General features: G+C 36.4%; 12 protein-coding genes and 1 pseudogene. 9 read left to right on the forward strand and 4 right to left on the reverse strand.

The features are described 5' to 3' along the window. From MM236_RS15240 to MM236_RS15275, 8 genes and pseudogenes are all read left to right on the forward strand, one after another. A pseudogene (locus MM236_RS15240) lies at positions 1-2,630 on the forward strand (hypothetical protein); the annotation flags it as partial. 83 nt (positions 2,631-2,713) lie between these two features. After that, positions 2,714-8,347, forward strand: coding sequence for a DUF8202 domain-containing protein (locus tag MM236_RS15245; protein WP_241275853.1), 5,634 nt, complete (start codon positions 2,714-2,716; stop codon positions 8,345-8,347). A gap of 95 nt (positions 8,348-8,442) precedes the next feature. Continuing rightward, on the forward strand, positions 8,443-8,958 hold the full coding sequence (locus MM236_RS15250; RefSeq protein WP_241275854.1) for a phage tail-like protein: 516 nt from the start codon (positions 8,443-8,445) through the stop codon (positions 8,956-8,958). Positions 8,959-9,331: 373 nt separating this feature from the next. Beyond that, on the forward strand, positions 9,332-10,702 hold the full coding sequence (locus MM236_RS15255; protein WP_241275855.1) for a tetratricopeptide repeat protein: 1,371 nt from the start codon (positions 9,332-9,334) through the stop codon (positions 10,700-10,702). Between the two features lie 769 nt (positions 10,703-11,471). Further along, entirely contained in the window at positions 11,472-11,888 is a 417-nt protein-coding gene (locus MM236_RS15260) for a helix-turn-helix transcriptional regulator (protein ID WP_241275856.1), read from the forward strand. 162 nt (positions 11,889-12,050) lie between these two features. Beyond that, positions 12,051-12,374, forward strand: a complete 324-nt coding sequence (locus tag MM236_RS15265) for a hypothetical protein (protein ID WP_241275857.1) — start codon at positions 12,051-12,053, stop codon at positions 12,372-12,374. 90 nt (positions 12,375-12,464) lie between these two features. Continuing rightward, positions 12,465-13,913 (forward strand): helix-turn-helix transcriptional regulator, encoded by a 1,449-nt coding sequence (locus MM236_RS15270; RefSeq protein WP_241275858.1) that lies wholly within the window; start codon positions 12,465-12,467, stop codon positions 13,911-13,913. Between the two features lie 498 nt (positions 13,914-14,411). After that, the gene (locus MM236_RS15275) at positions 14,412-15,500 is read left to right on the forward strand and encodes a BamA/TamA family outer membrane protein (RefSeq protein WP_241275859.1); all 1,089 of its coding nucleotides are present in this window, start codon (positions 14,412-14,414) and stop codon (positions 15,498-15,500) included. A gap of 7 nt (positions 15,501-15,507) precedes the next feature. On the opposite strand, the gene MM236_RS15280 is transcribed toward MM236_RS15275, so the two are convergent. The 4 genes from MM236_RS15280 to MM236_RS15295 form a co-directional block, all read right to left on the reverse strand. Further along, positions 15,508-15,759, reverse strand: coding sequence for a VF530 family protein (locus tag MM236_RS15280; protein WP_241275860.1), 252 nt, complete (start codon positions 15,757-15,759; stop codon positions 15,508-15,510). Between the two features lie 34 nt (positions 15,760-15,793). Continuing rightward, complete coding sequence (locus tag MM236_RS15285; RefSeq protein ID WP_241275861.1) at positions 15,794-16,504, reverse strand: MBL fold metallo-hydrolase RNA specificity domain-containing protein; 711 nt, start codon at positions 16,502-16,504, stop codon at positions 15,794-15,796. Positions 16,505-16,626: 122 nt separating this feature from the next. Then, positions 16,627-18,537: a PspC domain-containing protein gene (locus MM236_RS15290; RefSeq protein ID WP_241275862.1), complete on the reverse strand. Its 1,911-nt coding sequence runs from the start codon at positions 18,535-18,537 to the stop codon at positions 16,627-16,629. A 3-nt stretch (positions 18,538-18,540) separates the two neighbouring features. Further along, positions 18,541-18,870 (reverse strand): PadR family transcriptional regulator, encoded by a 330-nt coding sequence (locus MM236_RS15295; protein WP_241275863.1) that lies wholly within the window; start codon positions 18,868-18,870, stop codon positions 18,541-18,543. Positions 18,871-19,271: 401 nt separating this feature from the next. On the opposite strand from MM236_RS15295, the gene MM236_RS15300 reads away from it, so the two are divergent. Next, on the forward strand, positions 19,272-20,387 hold the full coding sequence (locus MM236_RS15300; protein ID WP_241275864.1) for a putative type IX sorting system protein PorV2: 1,116 nt from the start codon (positions 19,272-19,274) through the stop codon (positions 20,385-20,387). Positions 20,388-20,389 lie beyond the last annotated feature (2 nt).

Genomic DNA, 20,389 nt, shown 5'->3' on the forward strand with positions numbered 1-20,389 from the left:
TGAGTACATTTATCACCGAGAATGTAGCAGGCAACGTGACTTTTGACGGGACTGATTTCTCTTATGTAAACGAGGATGGAGATGTGGAAACGATCAACCTATCCGAGATCGTAAAAGCCAATGAGACAGTAACACTACTTTTGGATACATCCAATGGTACATATACCTACTACAACGAAGAGAGCATAGATGTAGATGGCAATCCGATCGCACCTGGAGTATTGATAGATATCCCTTCGGCAGTGATCAGCGAATTTGAGACGATCATCCAAGATGGAGACGTCAGAGAGCTATTGAGTACATTCATCACTGAGAATGTAGCGGGGAACGTGACTTTTGACGGGACTGATTTCTCTTATGTAAACGAGGATGGAGATGTGGAAACGATCAACCTATCCGAGATCGTAAAAGCCAATGAGACAGTAACACTACTTTTGGATACGTCCAATGGTACATATACCTACTACAACGAAGAGAGCATAGATGTAGATGGCAATCCGATCGCACCTGGAGTATTGATAGATATCCCTTCGGCAGTGATCAGCGAGTTTGAGACGATCATTCAAGATGGAGACGTCAGAGAGCTATTGAGTACATTTATCACCGAGAATGTAGCAGGCAACGTGACTTTTGACGGGACTGATTTCTCTTATGTAAACGAGGATGGAGATGTGGAAACGATCAACCTATCCGAGATCGTAAAAGCCAATGAGACAGTAACACTACTTTTGGATACGGCCAATGGTACATATACCTACTACAACGAAGAGAGCATAGATGTGGATGGCAATCCGATCGCACCTGGAGTATTGATAGATATCCCTTCGGCAGTGATCAGCGAGTTTGAGACGATCATTCAAGATGGAGACGTCAGAGAGCTATTGAGTACCTTTATCACCGAGAATGTAGCAGGCAACGTGACTTTTGACGGGACTGATTTCTCTTATGTAAACGAGGATGGAGATGTGGAAACGATCAACCTATCCGAGATCGTAAAAGCCAATGAGACAGTAACACTACTTTTGGATACGTCCAATGGAACATATACCTACTACAACGAAGAGAGCATAGATGTGGATGGCAATCCGATCGCACCTGGAGTATTGATAGATATTCCTTCGGCAGTGATCAGCGAGTTTGAGACGATCATCCAAGATGGAGACGTCAGAGAGCTATTGAGTACCTTTATCACCGAGAATGTATCAGGCAACGTGACTTTTGACGGGACTGATTTCTCTTATGTAAACGAGGATGGAGATGTGGAAACGATCAACCTATCCGAGATCGTAAAAGCCAATGAGACAGTAACGCTTTTGATAGACAACAACGATGGTACTTATTCTTATTTTAATGAGGATAATATTGATGCAGATGGTAATCCTGTAGGTATCGGTGCTATCATAGATGTACCGCAGACGGTTATTAGTAATATTGAGGATATTCTAAATTTTACTTCACCAGAAATTGTTGACTTCGTTATCAATAATGTACTTACCGATGCTACAGTGATCCAAAACCTCACGCAATTGATAGAGAGTTTGGATGTTTATGTGACAGGTTTTGAAGTTGATGGGGCTAATTTGGTGATTAGTTTAAACGATGGAGAAACACTAGAAGTGCCTATTTCTGATATTAATACTGACAATCAAGAGTTGACATTAGTAGGTAATACTTTGACTTTAGAAGATGGGGGAACAGTTGATTTATCATCATATTTAGATAATACAGATAATCAAACAATTTTGGATTTTTCGCTAAATCCTGTAACAAATATACTTACTTTATCAATCGAGGGCGGTAATTCTGTCAATGTTGATTTGTCTTCCTTATCAGCAGATTTAGAGGCGGATAATGGTTTGTCAATAGACCCTGACGGAAAAGTTGTTTTAGGTGGAGAATTAACAGGGCCTACAACAATTGGATTTGGTGGATTTCCATTGACTTTACAGACCGGTACAAATCCTCTTTATATGACAGATTTATTTTATCCTTTGAATGTAGGTAAAACTTTTTCAGAAACCGAAATCATGGTGATTTCATCAGATGATGATATGGTTTTGAAAATTGAAATTGATAGTGTGATGATAGAACCTTGGAATGCTCAAGGAACAACAGACAAAGCAAGATCCAATTCTCAAGATATTTATCAAAGTGGTAGTGTGGCAATAGGGACAGATCAGATTCCTGATTTGATAGTTGGTGTTGATGACCTTACTTCTACTGTAAAATTACATGTGGATGGCAATATCAGTACAACTGGTAGTCTTTACACCACCAACTCAGTCTATGCTGATTACGTTTTTGAAAAATACTTCAAAGGGCATTCGTCTATCAAGCTAGACTATAATTTCAAATCTTTGGCGTATGTAAAGGAATTTATCAAGAGACACAATCACCTTCCTGGAGTGACAAGTATCGCTGACTTGGGTAGATCTGGGCATGGTTATACTTTTGACATGACAGCTTTGTCAATTCAACAATTGGAAAAGATAGAAGAGCTCTTCCTACATACCATAGAGCAACAAGATCAGATTGAAGTGCAGCAACAACAAATCTCAGAACAACAATCAGAGATAGAAGCACTGAAAGCTAGATTGGAAAAAATAGAAAAAATGCTGAGCAATCAGTAATCAACCTTTCGGGTGATGAATTACTTTTTGTCTATTAAGTACCCCTCCCGAATGGGAGGGGTTTCATTCCAAAAAATTAAAAAATGAGAGGATTATACATATTTATATTTGCAATTTGGATGAGCATTTTCACCAGTAGGGAGGTGTTTGCTCAAACTGCTCCAGGTGGCGTTTCAGGAATGACAGCTTGGTACAAAGGTGATTTAGGTCTTGCTGATACCTTTTGGGAAGATCAATCAGTCAATGATTATCACCTCGAGCGACTTCAATCTCCCAGTTCATCATCATCGATTAATTTCAACCCAGTAGCTTCTTTCGAAGGAGTGACAGCACATCAGTTTAATAACCTAAGCCCAAAATTACTTTGGCCAGTAGGAAACAATTCGGCTACTACCTACTATTACATAGCTAAAAATCATGTTGAAATTGCCAATAGGGCTGTTTTTGGGATTGGTGTTTCTAATGATTCAAATGGGTTTCATAGTGGTCAGCAAGCTACATCAGGTTTTATTGCTAGTAGGGGCGTAGTGACTTTTGCAAATAACCAAGGAAGTGCAATTGTAATTTCTCCACCTAACTGGGATGTTACTGAGTCTAATCAAGGGTTGAATATGGTGAGAACAGGGTTTGATGGCGGAGGGGCTACAGGTAGGAATTATATCGCAGCTCAAGGTGGTGGAGAGTTTACGAATAGCCAAGATGTCAACCCAAATTATGCCAATAATGCGCCATTTAGAATTGGATCTTCTGGAGCAAACTCAGCCTTCTGGAATGGAGACATAGCTGAGGTGATAGTCTATGAAGGCAAACATGATTTGGTAACTGTCAATAGGGTAGAATCTTATTTAGCATTGAAATATGGAATTACGAAAGTTGGAGACTATGTTGACGCCAATGATAATGTTTTCTTCAATTCTAGTGTATTCAACAACAATATTGCAGGAATCGGAAGGGATGATGAGTCAGGCTTACACCAAAAGCAATCAATGTCCCAAAATGCTGGAAGGCAAATCCTGATAGGAAATGGCAATAGTTTGTCTGAATCTAATTCATCCAATACCAATGAGTTTGTAGATGGTCAGTTTTTAGTGTGGGGGGATAATGGTCTCAAAACACAGCTTGAGGTACCTCTAGCACATATAGGATCTGGAGGTGTAATCAATAATCATTTTTCTGCCATATGGCAAGTCCAAAATACAAATACTGTTGGCGCTGTGACAATAGCTTGGCCAGTAGGAATTAATAACCTTCATTTAATACGTTCTTCTGATGCCAATTTTGATTCTAGCGACGATTTCGTTTCTATGGACAACATAGTCACAATCAATGGTGTTGAATACAATACAGCAGTAGTCAACTTCAATGATGGCGATTTTTTTACCCTCGCTGGGTTTGCAAATTCACCAGGAGGTGTAGCCTTAGGTTTAGGAAGATGGTATCGAGCTGATATTGGCATTGATTTAGATGGAGATAGAATCAATTCTTTGATAGACCAAGTAGATCAAAGCATCATCATCAATCAACCCACTTTGAATAGAAGACCCACCTATTTGACTGGTGAAAACGGGATTAACTTCAATCCTTCTATGGCTTTTGTTAGAAACCCCCATGCAGGGTTGAATAGCTTGGAAGGAGGTATAGCACCTGGTACAAATGGCATCACGACATTTGCCGTGGCTTTACCAAATGTTTCGCCTGTTTTGCAAAGAAATTATATTTTTGGGATGACAGATGTTTCACAGGTAAATAACCTCCCGACTGTTAATGAGAAGTCTTTTGCTGTAGGTAACGTTGGTAGTAATTCAAGTAATCCCTCGATTGGTAAATTTAGAAACTTGACTGTTTATTCCAGTAATGGCACGTTTGAAGCAGGTATGCCTAGCATCATCAAGTCTGGTTCTAGGCCTGCACCTGATAATATATCTTTCTTTATTTCACAAAATGGAGGGCCTTCTGTTTTTGGTAATGGTGATGTGGCGATGAATTACAGTGACAAGGGGTTTGGGATTGCGAGTGGAGGAGATAACCATCAAGACAATAATGTGTATGGATGGAATGGTCAGATTATGGAAGTCATCTTGTATGAAGGAGAATTGTCTCCTCAAGCACAGCGAAGGGTGGAGTCTTATTTGGCAATCAAGTATGGAATTACTTTAGAAAATACAAATGATTATTTGAGTGCCAGTGAGTCAGTGATTTGGGATGCAACAGCAAATAGTACTTACTATAATAATGTATTCGGTATAGCCAAGAGTGAAGCTTCTTCGTTTGACCAGAAGCAATCTCGAAGTATCAATCCAAGTCAACAATTGGTTATTAGCACAACTGGATTGGCAAATTCAAATGAGTTGAATGTAGTCTCACTTTCTGACGATCAGTCTTTGATGGTGGGTGATAATGGACTGTCTCAAAGTGGTATTGTCGAATTTTTGATTACAAATCTACCGAATGGATCTGAGTTAAATTTCCGTTTTGAATCTATTTGGAAAGTTCAAAACACCAATGATGTGGGTACAGTCACAGTCGCTTGGCCTGCTGTACTGGGGAATCTTCACTTGGTTGTCAGCGATGATGAAGTGTTTACAGATCAAGATGAATTTTACGAGATGAATAATATTGTCAACCTGAACGGGATTGACCATGCAACTGCAACTGTAACCCTAAATGATGGGGCTTATTTTACCTTGGCGGGGTTCAATTTTGGGCCAGGTGGAGTTAATGCTGGTCTTGGTGCTTGGCATCGTGCAGATGCGTTTGTCTATACAGATGAAGGAAGTAACTTGGCAAGTTCAGGTCAGTCAATTCAACAATGGGGTGAATTCAACAGCTCAGGGATCGATTTTAGTCAACCCACAGCAGCCCGAAGACCAATTTACACACCTGATGTAATGCTTAATTTTAACCCAACAGTAAGATTTACCCGTACTTCAGTACAATGGATGTCCTATACATTTCCTACTTCTACCATCAAGACAGAAGGAACTTTATACTTTGCCGCAAAAGATAATACCAATGGATATGGCGCCGGAATATTAGGATTTGATCCTTCTATGGACTTCCCTGGATGGCATAGAATGGTAAATAATAATTATTTGATTTTTAACAATAATTTCACAACCCAACTGGCAAACCCAATTGATATAACGATACCAAATTTGCTAGGATCTACTTGGAGAAATGGTGCAGGTAGCACGGCAGGTAACTTGCTATTCAATACACGTTATAATGGTTTCTTTGAATCGTTTAATACGGTAAATAATATAACAGTAAGCACAAATCATTACAGAATTGGTCAAGATACCAACTACGGTGCTTACAACGGAAACATTGGCGAATCCATCTATTATAGCAGAGAGCTAGATACAGAAGAGCAAAATAGGGTAGACAGTTATTTGGCGATTAAGTATGGTTCTACTTTGAGGTCAGGAGATTTTAATACAGGAACATTTGATTATGTTTCTTCCACTGGCAATATTGTTTGGGAAGGAAGCTCTAACCCCGACTTCCATAATAATGTTTTCGGTTTAGGAAGAGATGATAGCTCTGTTTTATCCCAAAATGTATCTTCTTCAGAAAATCCAGTTTCAGAGGCTAAATTGATAGTAGCAACATCTAGGGATTTTGGATCAAGCAATACAGATCCAACACGAGTTGAATTTGAGGAAAACAGCACGTTTATAATGTTTGGAGACAATAATTTGACAGGTGAAACAGAAGCAGATATAGATCCTTGTACTGGCCTTCCTTTGGATATCCCTATTTCTAGGACAAATAAAATATGGAGGGTAGAAACAAATGGGAATCCAGAACCAATTTGGTTGCAAATTGATCTTAATGATTTTGATTTTAATTCTGATATTGAAATTTGGGTGGCAGATGACGAAAATTTCACAAATAACCTCGTCAAACTGCCAGCAGCGTCATATGAAGGAGGGATTGCTACATTTAATTTCTTGTTTACAGAAGGTGTAAAGTACATGAGTTTTGCGGGTGTTATAGCCCCAAGTAATTGTGATGTCTGTACGGGTGGTTCATTCACATTCAAAACGGGAAGAAGCTGGGATACAAGTGCTGAAAGGATATCAAACGTGATGGATCCTGAAACGATAGGTACCACTAATCAAGGTGATTTGATAGTAAACATGGAGGCAAATTTCCCTGCTGGTATTGAATATGCACCAAATGCTTACCCACGTCCTTATGGCCGTTGGTTTTTGTCTAGAAGGAGAGATAATCAAGATTTGGAAGCAATTCATAGTATTGTTTTGAATCAGACGGTTGCAGGTGCAAGTTTCCAAATTTCCAACATAAATACATATTTGGAAAATGCAAATAAGTTTACTGTCATAGGATATGATTGTGATGGCAATGTAGTCCTTCCAAAAATCACACATGCAACAAACCCAACAGCAGCCACAACTTATGAAATTATGGGGAATCAGGTTGTTGGTACCAAACAATATCGAGGGCTTACATTCTTGCACTCTACAGCCAATGTAAGATTCAATAGAGCAATTGAAAGAATTGATGTTGTTTTTGAAGTAGATAGAGTAAATGCACTTCAAACGCTTAGATCCTTGGATATTGGAGACATTTCCTTCGAATGTGCTTTAGCACTTCCACCAACGGTAGATAACATTTCTATTGTTCAGGATTTCACTCAGAGTGAAGATGTACCTAGTTGTATTGAAACTACCATGAGAATGCGTTTTGTCAATAGTAACTGTGATACCAAAATAATCAATGTATCACAAACTCTTCCTAACGGACTTGAATTCGTTTCAGATACTTACAATGACGCTGAGTTCTCTGCACCAACACCATTTACATTTGATCCTAATAATTTTGTGATCAATGGTTTAGAATTGCCTTCTGGAACCACATTCCTATATATAAATGTGAGATCCACTGATGGGATATCAGCTGTTTATAATACGTCAAGTAATTTTACAGTTGAGGAATCAGGAAATTCCTATAGTAGTATTAATCCAGCTGGGGGAGAATTCAGTCAAGTTGGTTTTGAGGCAAATTCTGCTACTGTACCAAATGTTGAATTACTTTATGAAGTAAATGAAGCTTGCTTGGAAATTGGAGATCAAGTCATCTACACCCTCAATTTTAACAATCAAGACACGGAGATCACAGGAGCTAATTTAAGAGTGTATTATGATGTTGGTCAAAGTATAGCATCAATTGATTTCAACAATGGAGTTAGTGGAGTATTAGGATTTGACCCTATCGGAGAAGCTTATATCGAAATTGAGGACCTTACAATCCCAACAGGACAAAGCTCAATAGATGTTCTCATAGATATAACAAATCAAATATTTAATACAGAAAATTTTGTTTCTAGTATATTTGAATTGGTTGTACAACCTGATAACCCATGTTCAGAAGAAGCCCCATTGGTTTCTAATGAAATTTTGTTGACTAATTGTGGATTTTGTACTCAACCAGGTTCTACCGATCCAGCCACTGAATTTACACAGAGAGGTATTTCAGACAGGGAAGGTTTCGAAGGGTGGCCTCAAGGCGTTCCAAATGGGTTTTTAGCAATTGAATCTGAAAATCAAGGGTTTGTAATTACTAGGGTGCAAAATGTTAATGACGTACCTGAACCTGTAGAAGGAATGTTGGTCTATGAGATCGATGACGAATGCATCAAATTGTATAATGGAACAACTTGGAATTGTATCCAAAGAAGTTGTAATAATTAGTATTGAAAGCCTTTCCAAATTATGCCTATTTGGAAAGGCTTTTAATTCTAAAATAAAATTAATTGCCTTGAAATAAGATATTTAAAATGTAAAAAATGGATAACATAAAGACTATATTATTGATTTGCATAAACTTATGCATAGCAACAAGTTTTGCAATCGCACAAACAGCCATCGAAAAGCAGACAGTTGATGGAGGTGAGGGTACATTGTTGGATTTTGCTGCAGGTACGACCAAGGGAATTGTCATACCCGCAGTAGAATCTTTGCCTTCCACTCCCTCAAATGGTACTTTTCTCTTTGATAAAAATGATCAAATAGTGAAAGTATATGCCAATGGAGTTTGGCTCAACCTTTCTGATGAAGGGGATGGAAGTGCGCTCTTGCCTTACTCAGGTCCTTCAAATGGTAAAAAGACAGTAATAGGATCCAGAACCTCTGATGCAAATGGAGTATTGGTGCTAGAATCACCTGACAAAGCCATGATCCTTCCAAAAATAGCCTCTCCACACTTGAATGTGCCGAGTCCTTACCCAGGCATGATGTGTTATGATACGGATGCAAAAGCTTTGGCCGTTTTTGATGGAGCGGTTTGGAATTATTGGAAATAGAAATATTTTTATCGAAAATCATATCTATGATCTCTCAGTAATCATGGCCCTTGGGTGTGGTTCCCCGTGGTATTTGCCGTGGTTACTGAATTTTTAGATTTTAGAATGGGTTTTTCAGAATTTTTATAGCGAATTTTTTCTCTAAACAATTCTAATTTTATTTTTTTGTTGGTAAGATTAAAAATGGTTCATAAAACCATATGTAAATAGCATTCGATTTATTATAATTGTATTGTTTATTTGATAAAATTATTACTTAGTTTTTGTTTTGGGAAAGAGTTCGAATATTTATTTAGTTTTGACTGTTTTGTGTAGTTTTCTGACTTCTCGGCCATGTATAGCCGATCAGTATACAAAAAGTCAAATTGACAGTATGCTCAATATCGTCAGGTCAGATTATTCTTTTGAAGAGAATTACAATACTTACCTTCAACTGTATGAAAATTCTGAAAAAATAGGTTATGAAGGAGGCATGTTTAGGACCTTATTAAACATAAGTGAACTTTACATGGAAAAAAGTCAATATGAAAAAGCGCTTGAATTTTTGGGGAGAATAGAAGATATCCCATTGAGCTCAGAAAACTCCTACTTTTCTAAAATCAAATCTTACCAGGTCAAGGCTTTTGCTTTCGTTAAACTGGGTTTTTTTGATGAGGCATTCAATTCCTTGGAAAAAGCTGAAGAATTGGCGAAAAACCTTAAGGGCGATTTAAAACATCATAATGTTGGTAGAATTCATCACATAAGAGGTGGGTTGTACTTTGAAATGGAATACCCTGCAGATTCGTCTATAAACTCAATTAAAAGAGCTATAACAGAATATGAAAAATTGAGTGATAAAACATTGAAAGAAAGGACTTTGATTGAGCAGTATATCAACCTCTGTGGAAATTATGCTGAAATTGAAAAGTATGATTCTGCAATTTACTATGCCCACAAAGCAAAAGCTATAGAAAGTATCAATAAAGCTGCTGAACTTTATGTTGATATGAACTTAGGGTCTGTATATTATAAAACACAACAATTCGACAGTGCGATCTACTATTACCAGAATTCTAAGGATTTGTCAATTTTAATTGGTGATTTGGTCGCTCAGCAGCATATATATGAGACTCTTTTTAAGATCTATGATGATCTTGACGATACAGAGAATTATAAGATTTATAACAAGTCCTATTTAGCCGTTACGGATAGTTTGAATAAAATAAGTAAGTCTGGTGTAAATAGGGCTTCTGAGTCCATAAAAAAGGAAATAACAACAGCTTTTAATCAAGAAAAATGGAAATTGAAGGCAGTTATCGGATTGGTGATCTTCTTGGGATTGATCATACTTTTCTTTACAATTAAGTATTTTATAAAATTTTATAAGGTCAGAAAAGAAAAAAACATTTTGGAAGATGAAGTGGTACAAAAAGACATTGAGATTTCGGAAGTTCGTTATCAAGCAAATCAGGATGCAATAAAAGAACTTGTTGATCTCGTGAAAAATAACGATCCTGCCTTTATTGCAAGATTTAAAGAAGTTTATAATGAGTGGTATTCAAAAATTAATGATATGGAGCCCACATTGACTACGGAAGAGCTCCGATTTGCCGCCATGTTATTTATGCATTTCAATACCAAGGATATTGCTAGATTTACTTTTGTACAAGCTAAGACAATTCAGATGAAGAAATATAGGTTGAGAAAAAAACTTAACATAGATTCAAATGTTGAAATATCAGATTGGCTAAATAACATTTAAAGTTTTCATTAAATAAATATCCGCTACGTTATATCTTAGGTAATTTGATAATTCATATGTCGGGGGCTCTAGTCAATTTTATGTGCATCTGGGCTGAAGACTACAGATAATAGGTAACAATTCAAATCTTTCACCTGAAGAGATATTGTTTGGCTACGTCCAATAGGGCGTAGTCATTTTTCAATGTTTTCTTAAGTGCTATTTTTCATTTAGCCATTCAAAATCATGTCTTTATTATAATGGGAGCATCAGTTGATTTTGCTAGGCAACACTAGTTTCTAACCTTTATTCGTAATACATGATAGGTTCTAGGGCTATCTGATTTCCTTCACCGAAAATCAGGCAAGACCACAGCCTGCATCATTGCTATTGACTGTTGAAAGTTGAATAGTTTATGTTGGTTATTTTTGTCAACTTGAAAGATAACAAGGGGGTCGTTTTTTGATTTTCTCCATCTCTTTTTTGTTTTTAATTTATAATGAAATTCTGTTTTTATTTTCCATTTGGAAATTTGTAATCCATCATATTTTTCTTCTGATTAGCTAATTTTCATAAAATTTAAAAATTTTTTATTTATCCAAAAAAATAGCAACACTACCATTTTTTTTGACTTTGTAATGTTGAATTAGGGTGGCTTTTTACTGTAATTTTCACTCTGTAGTACTTTTGTAGAACCTAGTTATTTCGCTTTTTGACCATTTAAGCACTTATTTGAGAAAGTTTTTATTAGTAGAAAATAATTGGTTAGGGAATTTTAAACAAAATTAATATGGAAAACTACTACAATAGTAATTTGAATGTGAGATCTATTTCAAACCCAATGGTGGGAATTGAAAAAGAAAGAGTAAGTGTTGATAGCAACAATTTTTTTCAGTTCAATGCTGGAAAGCACGATTGGTTAAAGTCATTTGTTGGCTCGGGTTTCAGTGATTTGTTTATCGTTGAATTTGCAAAGAAGTATCCAAAATTTGTCGCAAAACTTGAAGAGATGATACCTGAAATGAACTCCATGGATTTGAAGACTTGCTTTTTCATTAGACTTGACTTGAGTACCAAAGAAATAGCTGTTTTGACTAAAAGTTCTGTCAGGTCTGTGGAATCAAGAAAATACAGGTTAAGGAAAAAGCTAAATCTATCATCAGCAGTAAATCTCAATTTATTCCTGATTAGACTGACGAAAGAATAACGCTCAGTCGGTCTCAATTATCAGTTGATGTTACTATTAAATATTGATTTGATTGTTTGGGTTTAAAAGAAGGTGCTTTTGGATTTAAGATTTAGTTCAATCCAGAAGATTATTTGCTTTATGTTTTTTAAAATTTTATTAGCAGTTGTTTAATTATTGAGTATGAATAAGATAAGTTACATTATTTTGGATGATGACAAAGAAAGGATAAAAAGGATTAAATCGGCATTATCAGGGAGGAATTTCAATTGTATATGGTCAAGTTCTTCTATTATAAGATTTCAAACCAAAATACAAGTTTTGAAAGTTGAACCAGATGTGTTTTTTGTTGGAAATGTAAAGGATCTGGATTTAGTGTTTAGGACCATACATAGTAGTTACAAGAATAAAGGGATCGTAAGGGTCAGCAATAAGATGCAAGATATAGAAATGTTGTCTTCAGCATCTTTAGAACATAGTAATGTTAGCTTCCTAATGTTCCAGTAACCATTATAAGAAAATAGAGAGGTTAAATCATGTGAATTTTATTTCGCGAAAGGTAAAAGGTTGGTTGGAATTGAAAAAAAATTCTATTTGATGGATTTGAAAATACGTGCTTTTTTGCTTTATGTCTTGATATTCGTCGGACATTCAGCAAATGGATTTAGTGAGAGACAAGCGTACATTTTGGATTCAGTAAGTGAGTTTAAAAAGGGTGGTAATTATATATCTGCAATAGAGTGGCTGAATCAGCTATTAGCCTCCAATACCATTGATGGAAAAGATACCAATATTGAAATTCTGGTGAAAATTCAACTTCTTGGATTGTTGATAGATTTGGAAAGGTATGATCAGGCTGTGGAAATGTTTCACGAAATTGAGGAGGGTTTTATCACAAAAGCAGATTCGTTTCTGAAGATTCTTTATTATCAAGAAGCCTCAAAATTGTATAGCCAAATCGGAATGACTGAATTGGCACTGACTTATAATATAAAAGCTATCCAAATATCAATTGAAAGTCGTTCTGAAACTGACCAAAATGTTCTAATAGGTGATTTATACGCTTTAAGAGCCACTTTATGCAATAAGATTAATGACATTACTTTAGCCTTGCACTTTAGTTACAAAGCTATTTCTTATAGAAAGGCTACACTTGAGATCCCTGTCCTTTTGGATTATTATCAAACTATTCAGAATGATATGGATTCGACTTCACTTTATTTGTCCTTGTTGGATCAAACATTGGAAGATCCAAGTTGTCAGGTTGATATCAAATATCAATTGAATTTGGCAGCTGGCAAGTATTGGCTTGTAGAATCAGATTTTGTGAAAGCTGTTGCATATCTTGAGTCTGCATTGATTTTTGCTGAAGTGATGCAAAAATCTGAATTGAAAACAGATGTGCTTCAAATTCTACTGTCATATTACAAGCAAGTAGGGGATAATGAGAAGATGAGTTTGTGTTTATCGGAAATTTTAAACCTTAAAAGCAAAGCCGATTTTGATTTGAGTCAAAATCGGCTTTCTAAAATTCTTTTTTCAGATACGCTGAAAGATAAAAGTATAAATATTGGAGGATTTCAAAGTTATAACCTATGGATTGGGTTTTTGATTATTTTAATTGTTTTTCTGTTTTTACTAGCCATAATAGCTAAAAGTAGACTTCATAAAAACATTTCAAACCTTGAGTACAAAAAGCTGGAGGATGAGAAAGAAATCCTTGAAAAGAAAGTTTTGGATGCACATAATGACATACTGGAATCAGCTAAATCAAATGATCCTGCTTTTTTGGCAAAGTTCAAAGAAGTCCATGTAGAATTTTGGAAAGCTTTGGAGGGTCTGGATGCAAACCTCTCCATCGAAGAATTGAAATTATGTGCTTTTATCCGTTTGAAGTTTACAACTAAGGAGATTTCTAGTTTTACTTATGTACAAGTAAAAACAGTGCAGATGAAAAAGTATAGACTTCGAAAGAAACTTGGTTTAACAACGGCGGAAGATTTAGGGACTTGGATTGATCAACTGGTGGATGGGAAGGATAATTAATCCAAATACCATAAAAAATATGAATATCCGCAATTTTGCCAGAAAGAAAATTAATAAGGCTAGATCATGCGGATAATCGTCAATAGTGGGCAGTCAACAGTCAACAGATTGGATATATCTCCTTTTAGGTATATTTATAATGGTTTGTGGCAAGAAAGCGTATATACATATAGAAAAAACCAAAAATGCTGTAGGATAAGTTTGTCACGTAAACAAATTGTATTTGTATTCGTTTTTTGATACGTAGCCATTTAATAGAATATTTGATGAATGACTTGAAGTGCAGTTGACTTTTTGCGACAATTGTCTGCCATGAGTGTATGCGATTTTTGATTCCTATCCTTGTCCACCTTACAACATTATTGTTACGCAACGGGCTCACAAGCTTTTGACGAGAATCCACATCATTTAAAGGTACTTTTTTCTAACGTGCATCATTAAGGGTACTCAAATAATGTTATACTCATCGGATATCTTTACAAGTCCGTATATTTGACAATGCAAAAGCGTCTCGCTATTTTATTTCTGTTTTTGTTTGGAAGTGTTTCTTTTTCTGAGGCAAATCAAGATTCTATAGCTAACAAAAAGCCTGTAGTTTCCGTTTTGCCGCTCGTATATTATACTCCAGAGACCTCGTGGTCATTTGGTGCAGGGGCAGTAGCAAATTTCAAAATTGGTGATCAACATGAAGACACCTTTGAAAGCCAAGTGGCCTTGGGCGGTGCATATACACTGTTTAATCAGTTTTTGGCATATGGAAGTTGGAGAATATTCACAGAGGAAAATAAAAATCTTTTCGCTGGTGAAATAGGATGGTATCGTTATGTCTATTTTTTTTATGGAATAGGTGCCACTGTACAAGACTCTGATCGAGAGCAATTTGATGCAACTTTTCCGAGATTAAAGTTTGATTACCTTCGTAAGGTTCAATCAAATCTTTACCTTGGTTTTCGATATCATTATGATGATTTTGAGATTACTTCTGTGAAAGCTAGTGGACTTTTGGACAGTGGAGATATCTTAGGTTCCAATGGTGGGAGATTGAGTGGAATTGGACCGATTATTTATTTTGATTCGAGAGATAGTCAGTTATATCCTAGTAGAGGTGTATTAGTTGAATCAAGTTTCCAAACTTTCCATAAATCTATTGGAAGTCAATACAATTTCAGTAAAATGTTAATAGATTTTAGAAGTGTCCATAGCATCACAGAGAAGTCAGTCTTGGTTTGGAATGCTTATTCAGAATTGATGTTTGGAGATATGCCCTTTTTCGGTCTTCCAATGGTAGGAGGCAATAGATTATTGAGAGGTTTGTTCGAAGGGAAGTTTAGGGATAGTAATCTGGCTTTGGCCCAAGCAGAATATAGATGGAAGTTTCTGCCGAGATGGGGAGCGGTAGGATTTGCTGGGGTTGGGAATGTTTTTTCAAGAAATAATAGTTTCCAATTTAACCAAAGCAAATTTACTTATGGTCTAGGAGGTAGATTTCAGTTGAGTAAAAAGGAAAAATTGAATTTAAGGCTTGATTTTGCGACTTCTCCGAGTGAAGATTTCCAAATTTATTTTACTTTTGGAGAAGCTTTTTGAGAAACATTTATTTGAATTCTTCTCGCTCTTTAGTTCTGATATATAGGTCCTCTACCTTCTTTCTCGCCCAGTCTGTTTTTCTTAAAAATTTCAAGCTGGAATTCATTGATGGATTATTATTGAAACTCCTAATATTGATCTTGGCACCAAGACTATTCCATCCATACTCCTTTACCAAGTATTCAAGCATGTCGATGAGCCTCACACCATGGAGCGGATTGTTTATTTGTTTCGACTCTTCTTTGTTATTTTGTTCCATTCGCCAAATTTAAGCCTTATTTTTTCTTCAGCCGTTAAATTCCTTCGAAAAGCTCAAAACTCTCTAAATATTCCGGAATGATTGAATTCCAACCCAGTTCTTCATTCAATTTTTGGCTCAAGGCTTTTCTTGCTTCATCCTCTCCATGAATCAAAAAAGTCATTTTCGGTTTTGAAACAAAACCTTGTGCCCAATCAATGAATTCCTCCTGATCCGCATGTGCTGATAGTCCTTCAACATAACAAATGGACGCTTTTACAGGAATATTTAATCCATACATTCTCAAATGATCTTCACCATTTAGCAGTCTTCTTCCTCGAGTTCCTTTTGCCTGATAGCCTACGAAAATAATTGAGTCCTGTTCGTTTGGCAATCGGTTATATAAGTGATGCATAACCCTTCCCCCTGTAGCCATTCCACTTGCAGATATTATTATTGCATCTCCTCTGAGTGCATTTAGGGACATTGATGCTTCTTGAGATTGGTAATAATGTAGATTTTTATTTGTAAATGGGTTGCAGCCTTCTTCTTCAAGCAGAGGCTTTAATCTGTGATAGCTGCCATAAGTTTTGTATAGGTTGGTAACATCTATCGCCATCGGGCTATCTACATAGATTGGGATATTTGGTATTTTTCCTTTCTGTTGTAGGCTGTGGAGGTAGTTCAAAATCAGCTGCGTTCTTCCTACCGCAAATGCAGGTATTACTGCGACTCCACCTTTTCGGTATGCCTCCCTTATTGCCAAACCCAACTCATCTTCAGGTTTTCTTGCACGTAGCCAAACAATAGAATGCCGGATGAACGATTTGTAGTTTTGTTGACAGTTAACTGTTGTCTGCCGACGAGTATTTTATTTTTACATCTATTCTAATCTTTTTTCATAAAATAGGCTGCATTAAAATTTGCCCTTGATATAGAATCAGCTTCACTTTTCTTATGCTCAGATCGGCATGTGAGACACAAAAGACCATCTGAGTTAAATACCCAATGATTTTTACTATTTACATCTCGGATTTTATAGCCATTTTTTGTCAAAGTGTTTCGGATTATTGGCAAGGTAGATTTATCCATGACAAAAACTTGATCATAAGGAATTTCGAGAATCAAATCCAATTCTTGCACTCTGAATTTTTCCAAAGTATTCATCTCAATAGACCTATTGATTGTTAAGATACTGTCTTGCAGGTTGAATGTGTAAGGTATTGATTTAGCATTATTTAATGCATCTTCTTTTGTTCTACCTCTTGCTTGGAACTTCTGGATCAATTCTGGTTTTCCAGTATCCTTTCCATTGATTTCTAATGTGACTTGCTGTCTGAAAGAGGAATTTAGATTGCTGTTTGAAGCATTTATTACTAAAATACGATTGTCCATATCGAATTCATTTACCTGCGTATGGGTTGCGTTCACTTTGAATTGGGACACTACCTTAGGAATCTGGAACACACATATTCCAATACTCAAAAGCCAAATACCGAATGTGATCAATCCTGTCCGTGAATCAAGAATGTTTCTTCTTATCCAAACACTGATTGCAAGAATTATCAAAACTAAACCAGGAATTAGAATTGCTACTGAAGAAGCTACAGCTAACCAAACTGGTACTATTTCAGTAAGCCAATCTGTGGGGATTTGTTGGCGTTCGAAGTAATACAAATCAGCAAAAGGAATCAAATTAAAATATGCAGCCAATGCAGTAATAGGTGTGATCGTAATGGCCAAACCAATTATAAAGATTACTAAGCCAAAAAATACTCGAATGATTGTCAGCAATACAATACCTAATGGACCCAATGCCGCACCAATTCCGTTAATAATCATTCCCAAAACCCTGAATGGTGCGATCAAAATCTTCTTTCCAGCACTTTCTTCTTTATTGAGGTTTGGACTCATGTTTTCCTTGATTGTCAATTCAATATTGTCAAGGGTAATGGCACCACCTTTCATTTGGATTCTTTCCGTTATGGATTTGGCAGCAGGGGTAATGATCCAAAGAATAAGGTATATGACCAATCCAGAACCACCGGCAAATATTAAGGCTATGAAAATCAGTCTTGCCCATAAAACCTCAATTCCAAAGTATGCAGCCAATCCACTCGCTACACCCCCGAGTGTCCTATCGTCTGGGTTTCTGTAGAGTTTTTTGACATTCTTGTCTTCGGGATCGTCAAATGATACCGGCAAAATTATCCATAAAACGATATATGCAATCAAAGCAAATATTCCTATTGAGAAACTGAAACTTGCATTCCAAGGCATCCAATTGAAGCCTCCAAGCTTCAAGTTCCCACTAAATAGGAGCAAAATCGCTATCAATCTCGTCCAAAGCGGATCGATGGAGAAATAATTGGCAAAACCAGCACATACCCCACCTAGGATTTTGCTTTTTTCCATCCTCGTGATCTTTTTGTAGCCTTTACTTGCATTTTCTCCAGGAGGTGTTATATACTTATAGAAGTCATTTTCAGGTTCAGAATTTTCCTCCTTTTCAATAGTTTTTTCCTCAGCTTCTTCCAAAGCTTTAAAATCAGCTATCGTCCCCATTTTTTCAATCAAATTTTCAACATCTTTGGCAGTGATTACCTGTTTGTTGTTTTTGAGATTGCTCAAGAAAATCTCCGCTATTCGATTTTCAATATCAGAGATGATCTCCTGATTGTCTTCGTAGTGGGAAAAGTGCTTGTTGATAGCATCTAGGTATTTTTTTAAGGTTGCAAAGCCATCCTCTTCAATATGAAAAAGGATACCGCTGATATTGATACTTATTGTCTTTTTCATGTTTTAGCGCTTTGAAGTTATTAACAGAGTCGATTTTACCAATGATTCCCATGTTTGGTCAAGGGTTAGTAGAAAATCTTTTCCTTCATCAGTGATGGAATAGTATTTTCTGGGAGGGCCAGACTCAGATTCTACCCATTTATAGGATACAAGGGAAGCAGTTTTTAGTCTATTTAAGAGCGGATAAAGTGTCCCTTCGACCACGATCATTTTGGCTTCAGTCAGTTCATCAATCATGTCCGATGCATATACCTCACCGCGGGAGATTATATGCAAAATGCAAAATTCCAAAAGGCCTTTTCGCATTTGGATTTGTGTATTTGAAGCATTCATAAATTCTCTAATTTAGATTTTTTTTCAATGGCAAATTCAATGGATTTGATACCTCCATCCATTCACCCATGCCAAGAATGAAAGAAAAATTATACCAAAGTTAAATAAGCTACCTTGTTATACCAGTTTCTAGGCAGTCTGTGAATTTGATTTTTGGAAAAAATAAAAAAAATATTCTCTATTTTGATTTTAAAGCACTTTTTGAAAAAATAGTGGTCAAGTGTTTTTTTTTGAAGGTAAGTTGCAACTTCAATCATAGCAAATTGGGATGCTATCGAATCGTACATTTTTATGTGCGGAATCGTACATGTTTTTAATCTATAATGAACTTTAATTTTATTGGAATTACGCAAAAACTGTTGTTTTTATTTTTACTTTGCGTTTCTGATTTCTACAGGTTTATGAGGGGTTTTAAATATATTATGGTCTTACTGCTTGTCTTTAGCTTTGCCAAAGTCAAGGCTCAGTCCATTGTTCCCAAATACTCCAACGAATTTATGAATATCGGAATAGGTGCAAGGGCTTTGTCCATGGGAGGGGCTCAGGTATCTTCTGTGAGAGATGTGACTGCAGCTTATTGGAATCCGGCTGGCTTGATAGGAGTGAAGCATGAGTATGAATTTTCATTGATGCATGCCGAATATTTCGCCGGTATAGCCAAATTTGATTATGCTGGATTTACGACAAATATTGAGGAAGATAATCAGATTGCCATTTCCTTGATTCGATTTGGAGTGGATGATATTCCGGATACTAGATTTTTATATGATGCAAACGGCGCTTTGAACTATAATAATATTCAGTTTTTCAATGCTGCTGATTATGCATTGCTTTTGTCTTTTGCCAGAGATGTAAGTGATGTTTTCAAAGTAGGCGTCAATACCAAAATAATCCATAGAAATGTTGGGAAATTTGCTCACGCTTGGGGTTTTGGTTTAGACTTGGGAGGAATAGTTTTATTGGATCAATGGAAGGTCGGGGTCATGCTAAGGGACGTAACTTCTACTTTCAATGCCTGGTCTCACAATGCTGAAATGGTGAGGGATATCTATGCACAAACAGACAACGAAGTCCCCGTAAATTCTATTGAATTGACTTTGCCAAGGGCAATTTTCAGTGTTTCCAGAGATTTTGAGATGAATGATGATATTCGATTTCAAGGAGTTTTTGATTTGGATTTCACCTTTGATGGAAGAAGGAATACCATTTTTGCTACCAATTTGGTGAGTGTCGATCCACGATTGGGTTTGGAAGCTGCTTACAGGAATTTGGTGTTTTTGAGAGCAGGAGGGAGTAGTGTCCAAAGAATCAAAGATTTTGACAATTCAACTTTCTTTGCATGGAAGCCAAGTTTTGGTCTTGGTGTTTATCTGAATGAAAAATTCCAAATTGACTATGCATTGTCAGATATAGGAGGTGTTTCACAGACTCCATATTCCCATGTATTCAGTGTTAAGGTGAGTTTGAATGAACTTGATGAAAAATTCCGACTCAATAAAGGCTGGGATAATAGATAACT

Source organism: Belliella calami, assembly GCF_022549695.1.
Classification (GTDB): domain Bacteria; phylum Bacteroidota; class Bacteroidia; order Cytophagales; family Cyclobacteriaceae; genus Belliella; species Belliella calami.

Bases quoted from the DNA above. Each gene is read 5' to 3' on its own strand.
- MM236_RS15300 (WP_241275864.1), top strand. From the start codon at position 19,272: ATGAGGGGTTTTAAATATATTATGGTCTTACTGCTTGTCTTTAGCTTT.
- MM236_RS15275 (WP_241275859.1), top strand. From the start codon at position 14,412: ATGCAAAAGCGTCTCGCTATTTTATTTCTGTTTTTGTTTGGAAGTGTT.
- MM236_RS15245 (WP_241275853.1), top strand. From the start codon at position 2,714: ATGAGAGGATTATACATATTTATATTTGCAATTTGGATGAGCATTTTC.
- MM236_RS15255 (WP_241275855.1), top strand. From the start codon at position 9,332: ATGCTCAATATCGTCAGGTCAGATTATTCTTTTGAAGAGAATTACAAT.
- MM236_RS15265 (WP_241275857.1), top strand. From the start codon at position 12,051: ATGAATAAGATAAGTTACATTATTTTGGATGATGACAAAGAAAGGATA.
- MM236_RS15270 (WP_241275858.1), top strand. From the start codon at position 12,465: ATGGATTTGAAAATACGTGCTTTTTTGCTTTATGTCTTGATATTCGTC.
- MM236_RS15290 (WP_241275862.1), bottom strand. From the start codon at position 18,537: ATGAAAAAGACAATAAGTATCAATATCAGCGGTATCCTTTTTCATATT.
- MM236_RS15250 (WP_241275854.1), top strand. From the start codon at position 8,443: ATGGATAACATAAAGACTATATTATTGATTTGCATAAACTTATGCATA.
- MM236_RS15280 (WP_241275860.1), bottom strand. From the start codon at position 15,759: ATGGAACAAAATAACAAAGAAGAGTCGAAACAAATAAACAATCCGCTC.
- MM236_RS15260 (WP_241275856.1), top strand. From the start codon at position 11,472: ATGGAAAACTACTACAATAGTAATTTGAATGTGAGATCTATTTCAAAC.
- MM236_RS15295 (WP_241275863.1), bottom strand. From the start codon at position 18,870: ATGAATGCTTCAAATACACAAATCCAAATGCGAAAAGGCCTTTTGGAA.